The organism is Nocardiopsis sp. NPDC006198 (assembly GCF_040613895.1).
GTDB lineage: Bacteria > Actinomycetota > Actinomycetes > Streptosporangiales > Streptosporangiaceae > Nocardiopsis > Nocardiopsis tropica.
Genome location: NZ_JBEXSY010000006.1, coordinates 152720 through 170977, shown reverse-complemented (window position 1 = coordinate 170977; position 18258 = coordinate 152720). Strand labels below are relative to the sequence as shown.

Annotated in this window: 12 protein-coding genes; 8 read left to right on the top strand and 4 right to left on the bottom strand. The window is 76.5% G+C overall.

Annotation, left to right across the window (positions count from 1 at the left end; translation table 11 throughout):
• Positions 1-571 precede the first annotated feature (571 nt).
• Positions 572-2056 carry a hypothetical protein gene (locus ABZ234_RS06775; RefSeq protein WP_267949388.1) on the top strand — a complete coding sequence of 495 codons (1485 nt, stop codon included), beginning with the start codon at positions 572-574 and terminating at the stop codon, positions 2054-2056.
• 41 nt (positions 2057-2097) lie between these two features.
• On the opposite strand, the gene ABZ234_RS06770 is transcribed toward ABZ234_RS06775, so the two are convergent.
• Positions 2098-2700, bottom strand: coding sequence for a histidine phosphatase family protein (locus ABZ234_RS06770; RefSeq protein ID WP_355011320.1), 603 nt, complete (start codon positions 2698-2700; stop codon positions 2098-2100).
• Between the two features lie 121 nt (positions 2701-2821).
• Between ABZ234_RS06770 and ABZ234_RS06765 the strand changes: the two genes are divergently transcribed.
• A complete protein-coding gene (locus ABZ234_RS06765) occupies positions 2822-4030 on the top strand; it encodes a hypothetical protein (RefSeq protein ID WP_355011319.1) in 1209 nt (402 codons plus the stop codon).
• 149 nt (positions 4031-4179) lie between these two features.
• Positions 4180-4917, top strand: coding sequence for an SDR family oxidoreductase (locus ABZ234_RS06760; protein ID WP_355011318.1), 738 nt, complete (start codon positions 4180-4182; stop codon positions 4915-4917).
• Between the two features lie 54 nt (positions 4918-4971).
• On the opposite strand, the gene ABZ234_RS06755 is transcribed toward ABZ234_RS06760, so the two are convergent.
• The 3 genes from ABZ234_RS06755 to ABZ234_RS06745 are packed head-to-tail and all read right to left on the bottom strand — an operon-like array spanning position 4972 to position 12229.
• On the bottom strand, positions 4972-9219 hold the full coding sequence (locus ABZ234_RS06755) for an SbcC/MukB-like Walker B domain-containing protein (RefSeq protein ID WP_355011317.1): 4248 nt from the start codon (positions 9217-9219) through the stop codon (positions 4972-4974).
• Positions 9216-10700 (bottom strand): DUF2398 family protein, encoded by a 1485-nt coding sequence (locus ABZ234_RS06750; protein ID WP_355011316.1) that lies wholly within the window; start codon positions 10698-10700, stop codon positions 9216-9218. The genes ABZ234_RS06755 and ABZ234_RS06750 overlap by 4 nt, the downstream gene beginning before the upstream one ends.
• A complete protein-coding gene (locus ABZ234_RS06745; protein ID WP_355011315.1) occupies positions 10700-12229 on the bottom strand; it encodes a TIGR02677 family protein in 1530 nt (509 codons plus the stop codon). Before ABZ234_RS06745 ends, ABZ234_RS06750 begins: the two co-directional genes overlap by 1 nt.
• A 261-nt stretch (positions 12230-12490) precedes the next feature.
• Between ABZ234_RS06745 and ABZ234_RS06740 the strand changes: the two genes are divergently transcribed.
• From ABZ234_RS06740 to pdxA, 5 genes are all read left to right on the top strand, one after another.
• Entirely contained in the window at positions 12491-13855 is a 1365-nt protein-coding gene (locus ABZ234_RS06740) for a hypothetical protein (RefSeq protein WP_355011314.1), read from the top strand.
• Positions 13856-14094: 239 nt separating this feature from the next.
• Positions 14095-14598, top strand: a complete 504-nt coding sequence (locus ABZ234_RS06735; protein ID WP_355011313.1) for a DoxX family protein — start codon at positions 14095-14097, stop codon at positions 14596-14598.
• 177 nt (positions 14599-14775) lie between these two features.
• Positions 14776-15906 (top strand): 2-keto-3-deoxygluconate permease, encoded by a 1131-nt coding sequence (locus tag ABZ234_RS06730; RefSeq protein WP_355011312.1) that lies wholly within the window; start codon positions 14776-14778, stop codon positions 15904-15906.
• The gene (locus ABZ234_RS06725; RefSeq protein ID WP_355011311.1) at positions 15903-17114 is read left to right on the top strand and encodes a four-carbon acid sugar kinase family protein; all 1212 of its coding nucleotides are present in this window, start codon (positions 15903-15905) and stop codon (positions 17112-17114) included. Before ABZ234_RS06730 ends, ABZ234_RS06725 begins: the two co-directional genes overlap by 4 nt.
• Positions 17111-18142 (top strand): 4-hydroxythreonine-4-phosphate dehydrogenase PdxA, encoded by a 1032-nt coding sequence (gene pdxA, locus ABZ234_RS06720; protein WP_355011310.1) that lies wholly within the window; start codon positions 17111-17113, stop codon positions 18140-18142. Before ABZ234_RS06725 ends, pdxA begins: the two co-directional genes overlap by 4 nt.
• Positions 18143-18258 lie beyond the last annotated feature (116 nt).

Genomic DNA, 18258 nt, shown 5'->3' with positions numbered 1-18258 from the left:
GCTCAGTGGCCTAGCCAATATGCCTTTTGCCGACATGTCAACCCCCCGGTAGGACACTCCCGGGCCCGGGCGCCCCGTCCTCCCCGCGCGCGAAAGGTACGGTTGTTCCCCAGGTGGCGGCGGAACGTCCCCGGTGTCCACGCCATCGGACCCGCCGAATGTGGAACCGGTGACCCCAGGGACACGTCGTAACCCATGCCTGGTTCCCGCGACATGAGCGGGGCCAGATCCGGTCCGTCGAGCCCCGAGTTTCCCCTGCTCAACCCTCAATGACGGGACCGTCCCCCTCGCGGGGGAACAGCGTCGGCGCTGGTCGGCCACGCGCCGCACCGACCCGGTCCTGCCGCCGGTGGGAGAACCGTCCCTCCCCCGTCCCGGCCGGACCCGTGCCACGGGCCGCGGGTCCGGCGACCGCCCCGGTCCGCTCCCGAGGACCGCGGCGCCCCGATGCCGACCGGCGCCCCGCGCCTCGCGCTCCCCGCCGCCGTTGTTCTCCGAAACGCCCCACGGGGCGACCCCGGAACGGTAGAAGGGGAAGGTCGGACAGCACGAGAGAGAACCGGGAGCGGACATGGCGTCGAACGAGACCTCGCACCTGGACCGCCGCGGCCCCGGCCGGGCCGCGGTCCGGCCGGTGTCACTGCTGCGACCGCAGGTGCTCGCCCAGGTCGCCCTGGGCACACCCCTGCTGTGCGACGCCCTGCGCCTGGCCCGGTGGAGCGCCCCGGCCACCCCCGTGTCCGGGCCCGGTGTGCCGAGCCCGGAGAGCGCCCGCGCCGCGATCGAGCGGTTCGGCCTGTGGCCGTACGGGCTGGTGCGCGACCGCGGCGCACGCGTGGCCTGGCTGCGGGGCCTGGGCTCGGCCTCGGACGCCGCGGAGTTCATGGCCCCCTGGCAGGCGGCCGTGGTCCTGGGCATGATCGAGGTCGACACCGCCCGGGCGCGCCCCGCTCCGGGGCTCGAGGACCGCGTCCACGACCCCGAGGAGGTCCTGGACTGGTGGATGCGGCTGTTCGAGGACGCCGTGCGGTACGCGCGCGCCGACCTCCTCGACCCGGATCCGCCGAGGGGGCACCGACCGGAGCTGCTGCCCGCGGTCCTGCTCCGCCTCTACGAGGGGCAGGACGGGGCCCGTGTCCCGCTGGCCTCGCTCGCCACGAGCGCACCGCCCTTCCCGGGAGCACCCCCGCTCCCCGCCGGCCCCGAACCGGACCCGGACCTGGTGCTCCACCTGCTGTGGCAGCTCTCCGACACCGGGGCGGTCATCCTCGGCACGGAGCAGGAGGCCCCGCCACCCGCGGATCGCGCGGCGGGCGGGGACCCCGGTCGCGGGGAGTGCGCGGACGGCCCTCCCGCCTCCCCCTCCGCGCAGGCGTCCGGCCCGCCGGCGCACCCCGACGTCGAACTGACCGACCTGGGCCGCTACGGCGTGCGCAGGCTGCTGCTCCGGCGCGGTGTCCGCGCCCCGCTGGCCGAGGACCTCGCCGTGACGGACGCGGCGGAGTTCCTGGACTCCCTGGCCCGCGTCCGCCCGGCCGACCAGGGCGCGCTGGTCGACCCCTGGCTGGCCCGGCGCTCCCCGGAGGAGGCGCTGGAGGAGATCGTCCGGGCGGTCGCCGATCCCCGCCTGACCCTGCGCAGGCGGACCGGGGCCTCGGTCCTGCACATGGTCAGCTCGCGCCTCGCGGGAAGGCTGCGGGCCATGCTGCGCGCCCCCGACCGGGTCGCGGCGGGCCTGGCCGCCCTCGTGCTCCTGTCCTCCCGGATGCTCCCCCAGGAGGAGATCGACGCGGTCCTGGACCGGTTCGGCCCGTGGCTCGTGCTGGACCTGGCCTCCGCCGCCGGGACCGGGGCGGACGACCTCGCCGCCGCGCTCGACTTCGCCTTCCCGTCCGGCCTCGACGCCTCCCTCCTGGAGAGCGCCGACCGCCTGTGGCTGTGCGGGCACCCGGACACCGTCCCCGCGCTGGAGGCGATCGGCCGCCTGCACCGGGACCCGCGGGTGGCCCGGGCCGCGCGCGGGGCCGCGGGCCGGACCCGGCTCCGGGGCCTGTGACGGGCCGGGCCCGCCGTCGGGCGGCGCCCGGCGGGGCCGGGTCAGGCGGACGGCGCCAGGTTCCACGAGGTGACCACCGGCCGGCCGTGCTCACGGCCGAGCGTGCCCACCGAGCCCGTGCCCAGGGCGAACAGCGCCCCCGCCCCCGGTTCCAGCCCCAGCCAGCGGGCGGTGAGCACGCGCAGGACGTGCCCGTGCGCCACCAGGGCCACGTCCGGGGCGCCCTCCTCCCCCACCGACCGCGCGACCCCCTCCAGGACGCGGTCCACGCGCGCGCCGACCGCTTCCACGGCCTCCCCCGGGTGGTCCGGCCCGCCGGGGACGACGCCGTCGCGCCACAGGTCCCACCCGGGGCGCCCGCGCCGGATCTCGGCGGTGGTGATCCCCTCGTAGCCCCCGTAGTCCCACTCCCTCAGGTCCGGGTCGGCCGCGCCGCCGCCCAGCCCCGCCAGCTCGGCGGTGCGGACGGCGCGCGCCAGCGGGCTGACCACCACCCGCCCGATGTCGCGGGCCTCCAGCAGGGGCCGCAGCCCCTCCGCCTGCCGTACGCCCTCCTCCGTGAGGGGGACGTCGGTCCACCCGGTGTGCCGGCGGTCCCGGCTCCACTCGGTCTGCCCGTGCCTGATCAGCACCAGTTCACCCATGCCGGGTTCCTGCCCCGCCGGACCCCGTCGGACTCCCCCTGGCGGAACCGCTCCCGCGCGCTCCCGGGCAAATTCGCCAGATGCCGGACACCGGCGCAGATTCGTCGCTACCCTCCTGACCATGACGCAGCACACCGCCACCAGTGACGCGCGGGACCCGTCCCCCGTGCCCCACGAGATCGCGCAGCCCCACTTCTTCCGGCCCAACGAGGACCTGGCCGCGGCCATGGAGTGCGCGCGCTGCGAGGAGCAGGGCATCACCACCCCGCCGGGAGGGGCGCCCCGGAGGCTGTCCAACGCGGAGCTGCGGGCGTTCAAGAAGGAGCGCAAGCGCGCACGCGAGGAGGCGCTGGCCAAGCCCCAGGTCAAAGTGCCGGTCGACCGCAAGCGCACCCTGCCGATCGGCCCCCACCACGCGGCGCTCCTGCGCGGGCTGTGGGCACGCCTGGCCGCGGAGGGCGTCGGCGCCACCCCCGACGGCCGCCTCCTGGGACTGACCTTCGCGGTGCGGGGCGCCGTCACGGGCCGGGCCAACTTCACCGGCCAGGACTTGCGGATGCTGCGCCTGGAGGACGCGCACGCCGCGCTCGTCGAGCTGACCTCGACCGGGTGGCTGGCCTCCACCCCGGAGGCGGTGATCGGGGCGGACGCCGCCAACCCCGCCCTGTGCGACCTGCCGGGCCTGCGGGGCGACCTGTGGACGGTCGGCAACGGCGTGCGGTCCCGCGCCTCGGGATGGCTCTCCCAGGCGCTCGCCCACAAGAAGCTCCGCAAGAAGCCCAACCGGCTCCGGCTGGTCGCCGCCCACCTGGCCCTCCACGCGGACCCCGGCGGCTCCGTGTCCCTGCCCGCCGGGGACGTCGTGGCGGCCTGCGCCCTCTCCGGAAGCGAAGAGCTGTCCGAACTCCTCACGTGGCTGTCCGAGGTGTCGTGGATCGAGGACGCCTCGTCCGCCGGCGGCGTCGTGGCCGCGCGGCTGACCGAGCTGACGCAGCCCCTGGCCGTGCGGCCCGAGCCGCCGAGGACCCCTCCCAAGCAGGTCCCGGCGACCACGCCGCTCGACGTGCCCGTCGCCGACCGTGCGCGCGGCCTCCTCTCCGGCCGTGAGGTGGAGGTGGCCCGGTGGGTGGACGCCTACCGGGGCGAGCACGGGCACGGGCCCAGCTGGTCCGCGATCGGGGAGGCCTTCGGCTGGCCGCCGCGCCAGGCGCCGGACCACGACGTCACCCACGAGGTGTTCCGCCTGCTCCGCGCGGGGGGCTGGCTGACCGGCTTCGGCCTGCCCTTCGGCCTGCGTGCCGGGGAGGGGCGGGCGGGGAACGGATCCTGACACCCCGGCGCCGGGACCCCCTGCCGCGCGGCCCCGGCCCCCGGGCCCTCCCCCCGCCCGCGGAAGGGCCCGGGGGCGGGGGCTAGGATGCCGCCCATGCCTCATCATCCGACGTCCGCCGCGCCCGCCCCGACCCCGGGGAGGGGCCGGTGAGCCGGAACGTGCTGGTCACCGGGGCGGCCCGGGGCATCGGCCGGGCCGTCGCCCGGGCCTTCGCCGGGGTGGGCGACCGTGTGGCCGTCCACTGCGGGAACAGCGTGGAGGAGGCCGAGCGCACCCTCGCCGGCCTGCCCGGCGAGGGGCACGCGCTGTTCCGCGCCGACCTGCGCGACCCCGCCGCCACCGCCGACCTCGTCTCGGGGGTGGTCGCCGCCCTGGGCGGGATCGACGTGGTGGTCAACAACGCGGCCGTCAACACGGCCCACCCGGTCGCCGGCGTCTCCTACGAGGAGTGGCAGGAGGCCTGGCGGGCCACCCTGGACGTGAACGTGGTGGCCGCCGCCAACATCGGCTACCTCGCCGCCCGGCACATGATCGACCGCGGGGCCCCGGGTCACATCGTCAACGTCGGCTCGCGCGGCGCCTACAAGGGGGAGCCCGACCACCCGGCCTACGGGGCGAGCAAGGCCGCGCTGCACTCCCTGGGGCAGTCGCTGGCCGCGGCCCTGGCCCCGCACGGCATCGCCGTCGCCTCCGTGGCCCCGGGGTTCGTGGCGACCGAGCGCGTCGCCGACCGGGTCACCGACGAGGTCCGCGCGCAGAGCCCGTTCGGGCGGGTGGCCGCGCCCGAGGAGGTGGCGGCGGCCGTCCTGTACCTGGCCTCGCCGGAGGCGGTGTGGTCCTCCGGCGCCGTCCTGGACGTCAACGGCGCCTCCCACCTGCGCTGACCGCCCCCGCCGCGCACCCCTCGGCGCACGGCGGCGCGGAGCCGCTCCACCGCCTCACCCGCCGGTGTCCTCCAGGAGGGTCCCGGCCGCCGACAGCGGGGCGTAGCGGCTGGGGGTGAACCCGAGGAGCTCGGCCGCGAGCTCCTCGTTCCCGGCGAACCCCGCGTCGGCGTCGATCGTCTGGGTACCGTCCCAGAGCATGAACAGCGCCGAGACGGTGTGCGAGCCCTTGTCGTGGTGCATGTCGTAGTGGGAGGCCATGGGCACGCTGTCGTAGTGCACCCACAGGTCGTGCCCGGTCATGAACATGTCCAGGTCGAACGTGACCGTCAGCCCCATGAGCTCCGGCTTGTACCGGTCGTCGATCCCGGCGAACGCCTCGTCCAGCGCCACCATCCGCGGGCAGGTGGGGGACGCCGAGGTGTAGAGGGCGTTGGCGGCGGCGAACAGGGGCAGGTGGATCGCCGCGGACTTCTCGCCGCCGGACATCTGCTCGTGCTTGTTCTTGGTGAGGCGGACCTCGTCCTGGCCGGGGACGGCCATGCGCAGCTCGAACCGGTACCAGGCCCGGTAGTCCAGCACCGCGGCCAGGACCTGCTTGTAGGTGGCGCGGGGGTGCGCGGCGTGGTGGGCCCGGATCATCTGCCGCAGGACCTCCCGCAGACGTGTCAGGCCCGCCTGCCCCAGACCGGCGGCGTCGCGTTTGAGCAGCTGCGCCGCGAGGGCCTGGTTCTCGGTGAGGCGGTCCGACCGGCTCCAGCGGATGCCGATGCGCGTGCCCGAGGACATGGGCCGCGAGCGGGTGTCGCGGTCCATGCCGGCGACCAGGTCGCGGGCGACGCGCACGCGCTCGTGGATCTGCTGCGCGATACCGCTGAGCAGCTCGTCCTCCAGGACGCCGCGCTCCTCCTCCCGCAGGAGCGCGCCCTGGTCCTCGACGCGGTCGGCGATGGTGCGCGCGAAGGCGGAGACCGGGTTGCGGCCCGTCTCGTCGTTGACGAACACGGTGATGATCCCGCTCGTGCCGAAGTCGTGGTCGACGCGGTAGCCCTCCGCGTCGCCGCCCAGGGCGTCCTGGAAGGCGCGCAGGGCGTTGGAGACGCGGGTGGAGGCGGACTTGAGGTCGCCGTCGGTCACGGCGCGGCCCGGGTCGACCGCTCGCGCGAAGGCGTCGGTCAGCGCCGCCGCGGCCGGCGGCAGGACGGCGCGGACGGCGTCCCCGGGGTCCGTGTCTCCCTCCGCGAGCACCTTCTCGGCGGCCTGTTCCGGCTCGGGCCACAGCCCCCGGTCCGGCCAGGCGGGCCCGGGCTCCACCCCCAGGGCGGCGCGCAGGTCGGGGTGGGTCAGGGCCGCGAAGGAGTCGGCGTGCTCGAACAGGGCCGTGAAGGCGTCGGTGAGGGCCTTCTGCCCGTGTTCGAGGTCGCGGTCGGCGCGGATCATCGTCTCGTGCGCGGCGGACGCCCGCGCCCGGACCTCGCGCTGCTCCGCCTCGGCCCCGCGCAGGGACTCCCGCACGGCCTCCAGTTCGGCCATGATCTCGCGCACCGGGGCGCTGATGCCCTCCTCGCGGGCGGTGAGCTCCGCGACGGCCCGCTCGTGCTCGCGCAGGCGCTCCTCGTGGCGTTCGCGGTCCTCCTCCAGCCGGCCGCCCAGCCGGGCGACGGTCTCCCGCCGCCCGTCCAGGTCGGCGGTGTGCCGGGCGGCCTCGGCGCGGGCGGCGTGGAGGTCGCGGGCGGCGGCGGCGAAGTCGTCCACGGCCGAGGCCACGGCCTCGACGGCCTCCGGGCGCACGGGCATGGCGCGTTCGGCGGCCACCGCGCGCACCTGGTGGCGGTGGGCGTCCACCTCGGCGACGGCGGAGTCGAGGGCGCGGCGCCGCTCCTCGCTCTCGCCGCGCGCGGAGGCCAGGAGGGTGGAGTGGTGCTCGACGCGGCGCACGGCGCGGTCGACCGGGGCGGTGTCGGGCAGGGCCGACCTCGCCCGGGTGAAGGCCTTGAGGAGTTCGCCCGCGCGGTCGAGGTCGGCGGAGAGCAGGGCGCCCTGCTCGGCGAGTTCGGCCAGGCGCGCGTCGCAGGCGGCGAGGCGCTCGCGGCGGCGGTGGGCCCGGTTGGTGGCGCCGATGAACTCGGGGACGTCCTTGGGGCGGGCCCCCACGAGGAGGCCCTGGGCGAACCCGGCCCGGGCGGTGACGGTGTGCGCCGCCGGGGCGGACCCCGGGGCCCCGGAGGCGTCCGCGCCGCCCGCGGCGCCGTCCAGGCGGACCGAGGCCAGGACGCGGGCGATCACGTCCTGGGGCACCAGGTCCTGCTGCTCGGGGACGAGCACGTCGGCGAGGGTGCGGCCCCCGTCCGCGACCGTCTCGCCGGTGGGCAGGAGGTAGGCGTCGGCCTCCCCCGCCTCCAGGGCCGCGCGGGTGGCGTCGGCGTCCGGGTGGACCCACGCGGTGAGCAGCCCGGCGCCGTCCAGCGCGCCCTCGACCGCCGCCGCGTCGGCGTCCGCGACGGTGTCGGCGAACCGGACGAGCCGCCACAGCGGGGCGCCGGGGCGGCCCTCCCGGGACGCGGTGCGCCGGTGGTCGGCGGGCGGGGCGTCGTCGCGCTCGGCGGCGATGTCCGCGCGTTCGCGGGTGAGGCGCGCGGTCTCCCCGTCCAGCCGCTCCCTTCGGTCCTCCAGGGTGCGCACGCGGCCGGCCGCGTCGAGGCGCTGCTGGTCGGTGTGCTCGCCGTAGACCTCGGCCAGGGCGGGGGTGCCGGGTTCGCCGAACCGTTCCAGCGCCTGCTCCAGGGCCTGGACGCAGGCGGCGCCGGTGACCGGGGAGGGGCCCTGCGCCCAGTGCCCGGCCCAGGCGGCGAGGGCGTCGGCGGCGGTGCCGCGCGCGGCGGCCAGGGCCTCGTCCGCCTCCCCGCACTCCTGCTCGCGCTGCTGTAGCCGCTCGTCTGCGCGGGCGGCGGCCCGGTCGGCCGCGGCGCGGGCGGTCTCCGCCCCGGCGAGCCCGCGGAGGCGTTCGCGCACCGCGTCCACGTCGGCGCGGCGGGCGGTGGCGCGGGCCCGGGCCGCGGAGGGCAGGTCGTCGCCGCTGTCGGCGGGCCCCTCCCCGTCGTGGGCCAGGCCGGCCCGGTCCGCGGCCTCGGCCAGTTCCGCGGCGAGTTCGCCGGTGCGGGCGCGTACCCGTTCGAGGTCGTCGGCGACCTGGTCGGCCTCGCGGCGCAGGGCGCCCACCTCGCCCGCCTGGACGTCCAGGCGGGCCTGCTGTTCGCGGAGTTCGCGGGCGGTCTCCGCGCTGTGGGCGCGCTCGACCTCCAGGGCGGCGTGGCTGCGGAACGCGTCGTCGGCCTCCAGCCCGCTCCTGCGCGCGGCCAGCTCGCGGACGCGGGCGTCGAGCTCCTCGGACCTCGCGGTGGCGGCGGCGTGTTCGACGGCGGCCCGTTCCCGGGTCCCGCGCGCCTCGGTGACGGCCGCCGCCCGCTCGGCGGCGTGCCCGGTGGCGGCGCGCAGGCGCGCGAGCCGGTGGCGGGCGTGCACGTCCAGGTAGGAGGCGTACTCGCCGGCGAAGGCGGTGGCCGCGGCGTGGGCGGTGGTCGCCTGGTCGAACCGGCGCTGGACGGCGGCCAGGTTGGTGAAGTCGCGGGCGGCCTGGTCCAGGAGGGTCTCGTCCAGGGGGCTCAGTCCGCTGGTGAGGGTCTCGGAGACCTTGTCGGGGTCCAGGTCCTTGGCCAGCAGGGGCCGGCGCAGCGCCAGGAGCAGGTCGAGGAGCTGGGTGTAGCGCTCGCCGAGCCCGAAGAGGCGTGCGTCCACGGCCTTGCGGTAGTCCGCGGCGGTGGCGTGCCAGGCGGCGTCGCCCAGGACGCCCTTGAGCTGGCGTTCGGTGAGCGGGCGCCCGTCGGAGGCGAGCAGGCCGAAGTCGACGCCCAGGCGCCGGTCGGTGACGAAGAACGAGGGGTTGACGCCGTCGCGGTGCTTGTGCGCGCGCAGGCCGACGACCAGCGTGGCGGTCTCGGTGCGGTCGCCGTCGGCGCGGGCGAACTCCATCCACACGTACCCGTACGCGGAGTCCTCGCCCCGGTAGAGCAGGTTGGACTTCATGGTGCGGTTCTGGCCGCTGAAGGGGTCGAGGCGGCGTGCGTCGGTGTACCCGTCGAGCACGAACGGGAAGAGCACCTCCAGGGCCTTGGTCTTGCCCGAGCCGTTGTGCCCGCGCAGCACCAGGCGGCCGTCGGCGAACACGAACTCCTCGTCGACGTAGTCCCAGACGTTGATGACGCCGGCGCGGCTGGGCCGGAAGCGGTCGCTCCTGGAGGTCATCGGTTTCCTTCCGCGGGGGCGTGGGCGGCCGTGGGTTCGGGGGCCGGCCCGGGATCGTCGGGGGGTGCGGTCTCGGAGGGGGGCTGGTCGGCGGGGGCGGCCTCCGCGGGCGCCGGGTCCGCCAGCCCCAGGGGGAGCTGGCCGCTGTCGGCGCGCTCGGGCAGCGCGCCCTGGAGGTTGCGGTAGCGGGAGGCGGCGGGGAGCACCAGGGCCCCGCCCGGGACCGGCCGGACCAGGGAGAGTTCGGCGAGCAGCGCCAGGGCGGCGTCCAGGAGGCCGTAGGGGTCCTGCTGCCAGGCGCCGCCGAAGGAGGCCGCGCCGAACTCGGCGAAGAGCTCGTGGATCATCGTCTCCCACCGGCCGCGTTCGACCAGGGGGGCCTCCAGCCGTTCCGGCGGCCCCGCGCCGTCGTCCGCCCCTGGGGGTTCCGGGGTCCAGGCGAGTCCGGTGACGACCCCGTCGCGGGGCAGGCCCGCGTCGACCAGGCGGACCAGGTCGGCCTGGTCGGCGGGGAGCGGGGGCACGGGCAGTGTCACCAGTGCCGCCAGGGACGTCTCCAGGAGGTCGGCGACCTTGGCGAGCAGGAGCCCGGCGGTGCGGTTGACCGCGCCGCCCCGCCCGGGGAAGGGGCGGTCGGTGAAGGTGCCCGCCGGGTCGGCGAGCAGGACCCCCTCCGCGCGGCGCTCCACCTTCAGGCCGGTGGCGCGGGCCAGCTCCTCGGCCGCGCCCCGCCCGCGCAGGACGGCGGCGACCTCGGGTTCGACGTCGGCGAAGTAGACGACGGGGCGCTCCACCAGGAGGCGCCGGGCCCGGCGGGCCGCCTGTTCGCGGGGGGAGGCCGCGGTCAGCGGTTCGGCGAGCAGTCCCGCCGCGCTGCCCAGGTGCTGGACCGGGCGGGCCGGCCGGAACAGCACCTCGCACACCTCGTGGTCGATGTCGAAGAGCGCGTCGCCCTGGCCGCCGGTGGCCGCCCACGCCTCCAGCGAGCCGTCGGACAGGTGCAGGGCGCCCCGGTCGAGGAGCCAGTGGGCGGCGTCCACCAGCGCGGCCTTGTGCGATCCGTCGGTGGGGTCGTAGCCCAGGCCCGCGACGGCGTTGGCGGCGGGGGTGAGGCGGGCGACCAGGTCGGCGAGGCTGATCTCGATCTGGGAGCGCTGGAAGGAGGCCAGCAGCAGGCACAGGTAGGCGAGCCTGCGCCGGTCGAAGGGCCTGCCCCGGCGGGAGAAGGCCTGGGTCTGGGTGGGGTCCAGGGCGTCCAGCTCGCGGACCAGGCGCACGTGGTCGGTCGTGGCGATGAGGGTGTAGCCGAAGAGCCGGTGGAGGTCGGCGGCGAGCTCGTCGGCCCAGCGCAGCACCTGGTCGAGGACGCCGGGGCGGGGCCGCGAGGCGGTGATGAGGTCGCAGGTGAGGACGCGCAGCACGGCCTGCTGGTAGGAGCCCAGGTCGGCGGGGGCGACCGCGGGGGCGGAGGTTCGGGGCATCAGGGGTTCTTCGTTCGTGTCCGGTGGGCGGTCGCCTCCAGGCGCAGGCCCGGGAGGTGGATCCGACCCTGGCTGGTGCGCACGGTGCTGCCCGCCGGGTCGGGGACCAGGCGGACCATGGTGCCGTCGCCCTCGCCGGAGGCCGAGGAGAGGCGTCCGGCGACGACGGTGCGCGCCTCCAGGGCGCGGGTGACCAGGCGCAGCAGGATACGCGTGTCGGTCTCGTCCAGCACACGGCCGTGGACGCCCTCCTCGACCAGGCGTTCGGCCGACCTGCGCTCGGACCCGCGGTCGGCGGCCTGCCTGCCGCGCAGGCGCGCCTGGGCCCCGGGGTTGCGCCGCACCGGCCTGGGCACGCCGGCCGTGGGCGCGGTGCCGCTGCGGAACAGGGTGACCGAGACCTCGACCCCGGGCGCGTCCCACCAGGTCAGGCCGGGGGAGATCTGTTCCTCGTCGTCGTGGGCGACGCCGAGGTGGCGGGCGGAGCGGACGTTGAACGCCGCTCCCATGAGGGCGTGGGCGGCGCCGTCGTCGGGGGTGTTGAACACCCAGGAGGCGAGGTGGCGCAGCTGGCTGGAGCGGTTGACGCCGCCGCGCTGCGCCTCGGTGATCTGCCGGAGCAGGGCGATCACGCCGGAGACGGCCGTCCTGGTGGCCGCGTGCAGTTCGGCGGCGCGCGCGGGGACGGCGTCGTCGGAGGAGAACCAGGCGCGCAGGGCCTGCCAGCGGCGCTCCCAGTCGGCGCGGCGCTCGGCGCGCTCCATGAAGGGGCGCTCGTCGGCGTCGGCGGCGCGGGAGAGGAGGGTGGCCAGACCGGTCTCCTCGACCTCGCGGACGGCGCGGTCCAGGCGGGGCAGGTGGCGGTCGAGCTCGGCCGTGAAGTCGGACATGTGCACCAGCAGGGCGTTCTTGTGGCGCAGGAAGACGTCCGGGGAGGCGTCGGTGGAGCGCAGGATCTCACCCAGGGTGACGTGGAACTGCGCCGATCGGCGCCCCATGTCCTCCATGGCCGAGTCCAGGCGGGCGAGCCTGCGGTGGACGTGCTCGGCCCGGCCGGTGCGGTTGGCCTCCGCGAGGGCGCGCAGGTCGTCCAGGACCTCGGAGAAGACCAGGCGGGACAGGTTGACGTCCTCGATGCGGGCGCCGAGCAGGTTCTCCACCGCCTGGTAGGCCCAGTAGCCCAGCTCGCTGAACTGGTAGACCGACTGGCGGTTGCGGTAGCGCACCAGGTTCCCGGCCCGGGAGGCGTCGTCGAAGCGGTGCACGACGCGGTCGGCGTGGAGCTCGTCCAGCCGGTCGCGCAGGCCGCGGTCGGGCGTGGGCACCTGGTCGTGCGCGGCGGCGAGCTCGCGCAGGGCCGCGGCGACGTCGTCGGGGGACACCTGCACCTGGTGGACCTCTCGCAGCCGGTCCATGGCGCGCAGGATCCACAGGTAGGTGACGTGGTCGTCGCGCCGGGTGAAGTTGAACAGCCGGAACCGGTCGCTGACCGCGAGGGAGTCCATGTCCAGGGCTCTGCGTTCGACCACGGGCCGCCCTTTCGGTGATGTGGGAGTGGTGCCGCCGGGGCGGAGGGGGTTCCGCCACACCATGACGCTACGTGACTGCGGGGGCAGGTGCGGACGTCCGGGGTCGACGGGGCCCGGTTCTCCGCGTCCGCCGCCGTGGGGCGTGAGGGGCCGGTGTGCCGGGCGCCACGGGGCGAACTTGGCGAATCCGCCACAACGCGGCCCACCGGCACGGTAGAAGAAGAGGAATCACGTTCCACCAAGAGAATCCACGAGCTCCCCATGCCCTCCGACGAACCGGCGTCCCCCGACAGCCTGCGGCGCCCGGCCCGCCCCGTCTCGCTCCCTCCCCCGGAGGACCTCGCCCTCGCCGCACTCGCGTCCCCGCCCCTGCGCGACGCCCTCGGCCTGGCCCGCTGGTGCGGGCCGGCGACCCCCGTCTGCCCCAGGGGCCTGCCCGGGACCGCCGACGTGCGCGACGCCGTCCGGGAGTGCGGGCTGTGGCCCCGCGGCCTGGAGGACCACCCCCGCCGACGCCGCAGATGGCTGGACGGACTCGGCCCGGCGCCCGGCGTGGAGGAGTTCGTCCGGCCGTGGCGGACCGCCGTCCGGCTCGGCCTGGTCGAGCTGGAGGCCGGGAACGCCCACCCCGCGCGGCGACTGGAGGAGCACGCACGCTCCCCGGACCGGATCCTCGCCTGGTGGTCGCAGGTGTTCCAGGACGGTGTCGGGCAGGACCAGGACCCTCTCTCCCCCGCCGGCGCCGACGCCCTCCTCCCCCGGGCCCTGAGACTCCTCTACGAGGCCCCGGACGGCGCCCGCACCCCCCTGGAGGCCCTGGCCGGCACCGACCGGCCGGACCCCGGCGCGGTGCGGGAGGGCCCCGACCCAGCTGCCGACCGGCTCCTGCGCTCGCTGTGGCGGCTCACCGGCACCGGGGCGGTGGTCGTGGGGCGCCACGGCTCCGGGGCCGGGGACGGCTCCCGCCCCTTCTGGGCGCGGCTGACGGGCCTGGGCCGGTTCGGGGTCAGACGGATCCTCCTCGCGGTGGGCGTTCCCGCCCCGCTGACGGAGGACCTGGCGGGGGCGGGGGAGCTCCTGGACGCACTCGGCGCCCTGCCCCCGGAGGGCCGGCTGTGCTCGTTCGACGCGTGGCTGGCGCAGCGCACCCCCGCGCTCGCCCTGCGGGAGATCGCCGAGGCGGTGCGGGGACCGGGCCGCGCACAGCGCCGGTGGACGGGGGCGAAGGCCCTGGACACGACGAGTTCCGAGCTCGTCCCGGACCTGTGGTCCCTCCTCGGCTCCGGCGAGCCCACCGCCGTCGGCCTGGCCGCCTCCGTCCTCCTCTCCTCCGGCATGCTCACCCGGCACGAGGTCGACCGGATCATGGACAGGCACGGGACCCTGGTCGTCATCGACATGCTCGCGGCGGCGCTGGACCCCGACGAGGCCAACCTGCGCGCCTTCCTGACCGCCGAGTGCACGGAGGGCATCGAGGAGCTGATCCTCGACGACGTCGACCGCCTCCGGGCGGACCGCCACCCCGACACCGTGCCGGTCCTGGAGGCGATCGGCCGCCAGCACCCGGACCCGGGCGTCGCGGCCACCGCCCGCAGGGCCGTGGAGAGGCTGGCCTCCCCCTCCTGAGCCCGCGGCGGCCCCGGCCCCGGCCGCCGCTCCCGCCCACCCTCCGCGCCGTGGCCCGCCCGCGCCGCCCTCCGTCCGCACGGGCCCGCGCCCGCCCCTCCCACGGCCCGGCCCCCACCGCAGGTTCCGCCGCACGCCAATTCCCGTTTTGCCTCCATCTTTCCATTGACAAGTTAGGGCGCCGCGAGGCAATCTTTCCAGTAGAAAGATTTCGGGACACCACCCATCGGAGGCCCGCCATGGAACCGCTCATCACCCTGATCGGCACCACCACCGCACTGCTCGCACTGGGCGTGCTCGGCGTGCGGCCCCTGCGCTCCTGGCCGCGCGCCCTGCGCGGCGGACTCGCGGCCATGTTCACCCTGACCGGCGTGTCGCACTTCGTCGGACTGCGCGAGGAGCTGGTCGCCATGGTCCCGCCCCTGCTGCCCGCGCCCGAGCTGCTGGTCACCGTCACCGGGGTGCTGGAGCTCGCCGGGGCCGCGGGCCTGCTGTGGGCGCGCACCTCGCCCTGGGCGGCGGCCGGGCTCGGCGCGCTCATGGTCGCGATGTTCCCCGCGAACGTCTACTCGATCATGACCGGCGCGAGCGCGGGGTTCAGCGAGAACCTGCCCGTCCGGACCGCCATGCAGGCGGTGTTCATCGCGGCGACCCTCGCCGTGGTCCTCCACCACCTGCGCGCCCGCCGGGCCGCTGCCGTCGCCGGGGACCGCGCCGAGGCCCGGGAGGCCGTGCCGTCCTGACGGGCGCGAACACCGACGCGCACCCCGTCACGCAGGGGATACGGCCGGGGCCGCTGTGAAATCTTGTGGCCCCGGCTGACATCATCCCAAATTGTACGTACACTCTGTACGGACAAGATGAGTCCCGGCCCGGATCCTCCGAGGTCCCCGCCGGGACACCCCTGCGAACGGACACTCATGCGCGACGACCACGGGACCCTGGTGCCCCTCTACCACTGGATGAACAAGATCCCCGGCGGAGCCATGCTGGTCCCGCTGGTCCTGGGGTCGCTCATCGGAACCTTCGCCCCCGGGGCGCTGGACATCGGCAGCTTCACCACCGCGCTGTTCAAGGACAGCGCCCTGCCGCTGATCGCCCTCCTCATCTTCGCCACCGGCACCCAGGTCACCCTGCGCACCGGCGGCCCCGTCCTGGCCGCCACCGGCGTGGTCCTGCTCGGCAAGAGCCTCATCCCCGGACTGCTGATCGTCGGACTCGCCGTCTTCACCGGCCCCGACGGCATCCTCGGGGTGTCGATCCTGGCGCTGCTCGCCGCCACCACCAACGCCAACGGCGGACTGTGGCTCGCGATCACCGGCCAGTACGGACGCTCCCGCGACCGGGGCGCCTACATCGCGGGGGCCATCAACGACGGCCCGTTCATCGCCCTCCTGTTCATCGGCGCCTCGGGCCTGGGCCAGATCCCGGTGATGGCCCTCGTCGCCGCGATCATCCCGTTCCTGCTCGGCGTGGTCGTCGGCAACGTGGACGCGCAGTGGCGCGAGGTCCTCAAGCCCGTGCCCTCCATCGTGATCCCGTTCTTCGCCTTCGCGCTCGGAGCGGGCATCGACCTCGCCGACGTCGCCCGGGGCGGGCTGACCGGCATCCTGCTGGGCGTGGCCATCACCCTGTTCACCGGCGGCCTGGTCTACCTCGGCTACAAGCTGATCCTGCGCCGCGGCAAGGAGTCCGGCATCGGCTTCGCCGCCGGGACCGTCTCCGGCAACGCCGTCGCGACCCCCGCCATCGTGGCCGCCGCCGACCCGTCCTTCGCCGCCTACATGGGCACGGCGACCTCCCAGATCGCGGCCAGCGTGCTGGTCACCGCGATCCTGGCCCCGCTCGTGACCACCTGGGTCCTGCGCCGCGCCGGGGCCTCCCCCGCCGAGGCGGAGAAGGCCGAGGAGGCGGCCGAGGCCGAGAGGGCCCTGGCCGACGGGGAGAGCGCCACCGGCCCGGAGCCGGCGGTCACCGGCGCCGGACAGGCGACCACCGCGGCCCCCGCCGCCGGAACCGACACCACCGAGCAGAAGGAGTCCGACTCGTGAGTACCCCCGTCACACCGCGCGTCGCCGTCGTCGCGGACGACCTGACGGGCGCGGGCGACACCGCCGTGCAGTTCCTGCGGGCCGGGTGGAGCACGGAGCTCCAGCTCGACGCCGCGACCCCGAACGCCGAGGTCGTCGCCGTCAGCACCGACTCCCGCGCGCTGCCCGCCGACCGCGCCGCCGCGGCGGCGGCGGAGGCGGTCCGCCGCCTGCGCGACGCCGGGGCGGCCCGCCTGTACAAGAAGGTCGACTCCACGCTGCGCGGCCCCATCCGCGCGGAGATCGACGCCGTCCTCGACGCGTGGTCGCCGGACGCGGTCGCCGTGGTCTGCCCGGCCTTCCCGGCCAACGGCCGCACCGTCCGCGACGGGGTCCTCCTCGTCGACGGGGTCGAGGTGCACCGCACCGCGGTCGGCACCGACCCGGTGACCCCGGTGTCGGAGAGCCGCGTCGCGGTCCTGCTCGGCGCCGGCCACGTCCGGCTCACCGGCGTCGACGCCGCCGCCGACGCCGCCGCCGACGCGGCACTGCTGCGCGCCGCCGGACCGGTCGTGGTCGCCGACGCCGAGACCGACGAGGACCTGGCGCGCCTGGCCGCCGCCGTCACCGCGCTCGGCCCCGACGCCGTGCCGGTCGGCTCGGCCGGGCTCGCCGCCCGCCTGGCCGACTCCTGGGCCGCGGAGGCCGAACCGGCCCCCGCCCTCGTCGTGGTCACCTCGCTCCACCAGACGGCCCGGGGCCAGGTCGAGGAGCTGGCCGCCGACGACCGGACCCGGATCGAGCAGCCCGCGCCGCGCGACCTCGCCGACGACGCGGCCTGGCGCGCCTGGTCCGCCGGGGTCCTGGACCGGTTCGACCCGGCCACGGCCCACACCGCGCTGGTCGCGCCCGAGGACCGCGACGGGGCGCTCGACCCCGCGTCGGTCGCCCGCCGCTTCGGCGCGCTCGCCGCCGACCTGGCCGCGCGCCACGAGCTGTCCGGCTTCGTGGTCACCGGCGGCGACGGGGCCCGCGCCCTCACCGCCGCCCTGGACGCGCGCGCCATCGCCCTGACCGGCGAGGTCGCCCCGGGCATCCCGCTCGGCACGCTGTCCGGCGGACCCCGGCACGGCCGCGCCATCGTCACCAAGGCCGGGGGATTCGGATCCCCCACCGCACTACTGGAGGCCGCTGACGCGGTACGCCACACGAAAGGCAGGAACGCATGAGCCGCCCCACCCTGGCAGTCACCCTCGGCGACGTCGCGGGCATCGGCCCGGAGATCACCGCCAAGTCGCTGCTGCACCACCCCGAGGTCCGGGAGTACTCCCGCCCCGTGGTGATCGGTGACGCCGATGCCCTGCGCAACGCGGTGACCGCCGTCGGCGGCGACCCGGCCGCGGTCAACCCCGTGGAGTCCCCGGCCGACGCGGCCGACGACCCCGCCGTGATCGACGTCGTGCAGACCGGCCCCTCCCTCGGCCACGTGCCGCCGGGCGAGCTGAGCGCGGAGGCCGGCGACGGCGCGGCGCGGTTCGTGATCGCCGCGGTCGACCTGGCCAAGCGCGGCCTGGTGGACGGCATCGTCACCCCGCCGCTGAACAAGGCCGCCATGCACCTGGGCGGCCACGCCTGGCCGGGCCACACCGAGCTGCTCGCCCACGAGTTCGGGGTGCGGGACTACAGCCTGGTGCTCTCCGCCGGGGAGCTGTCCTTCTTCCACCTGACGACGCACGTGTCCCTGCGCAACGCGATCGAGGGCATTACCCGGGAGCGCACCCTGGAGGTGCTGCGCCTGATGAGCGCGTTCGCCCGCGCCCAGGGCAGCCCGGACGAGCCGATCGGTGTGGCCGGGCTCAACCCGCACGCCGGGGAGAACCGCCTGTTCGGCGACGAGGACGCCGACGTCCTCGCGCCCGCGATCGCCCTGGCCCGTGAGGAGGGCATCAACGCCCACGGCCCGCTCCCCGCGGACGCCCTGATCCCGGCTGCCGTGAACGGCAAGTGGAAGCTGGTCGCGGTCTGCTACCACGACCAGGGGCACGCGCCCTTCAAGGCCGTCTACGGCGACGACGGCGTCAACATCACCGCCGGCCTCCCCGTGGTGCGGGTCTCGGTCGACCACGGCACCGCGTTCGACATCGCGGGCCGCGGGATCGCCCGCGAGGCCAGCCTCGTCCTGGCGCTGCGCCGGGCCGCGGAGCTGGCCCCCGGCTGGGGGCACGTCTGGCAGGCGTCCCGCTCCGACGCGCGGTAGCGGCGCGAAGGACCGCTCGGCAGTGTCCGCTCCGCGCGGCGCCGCCGGGCGGTCGGGGCGGCCCCGCCCGCCCTCGGCCGCCCCTCCCTCCGGAGCACCCGTGAACGGTGTGCCCG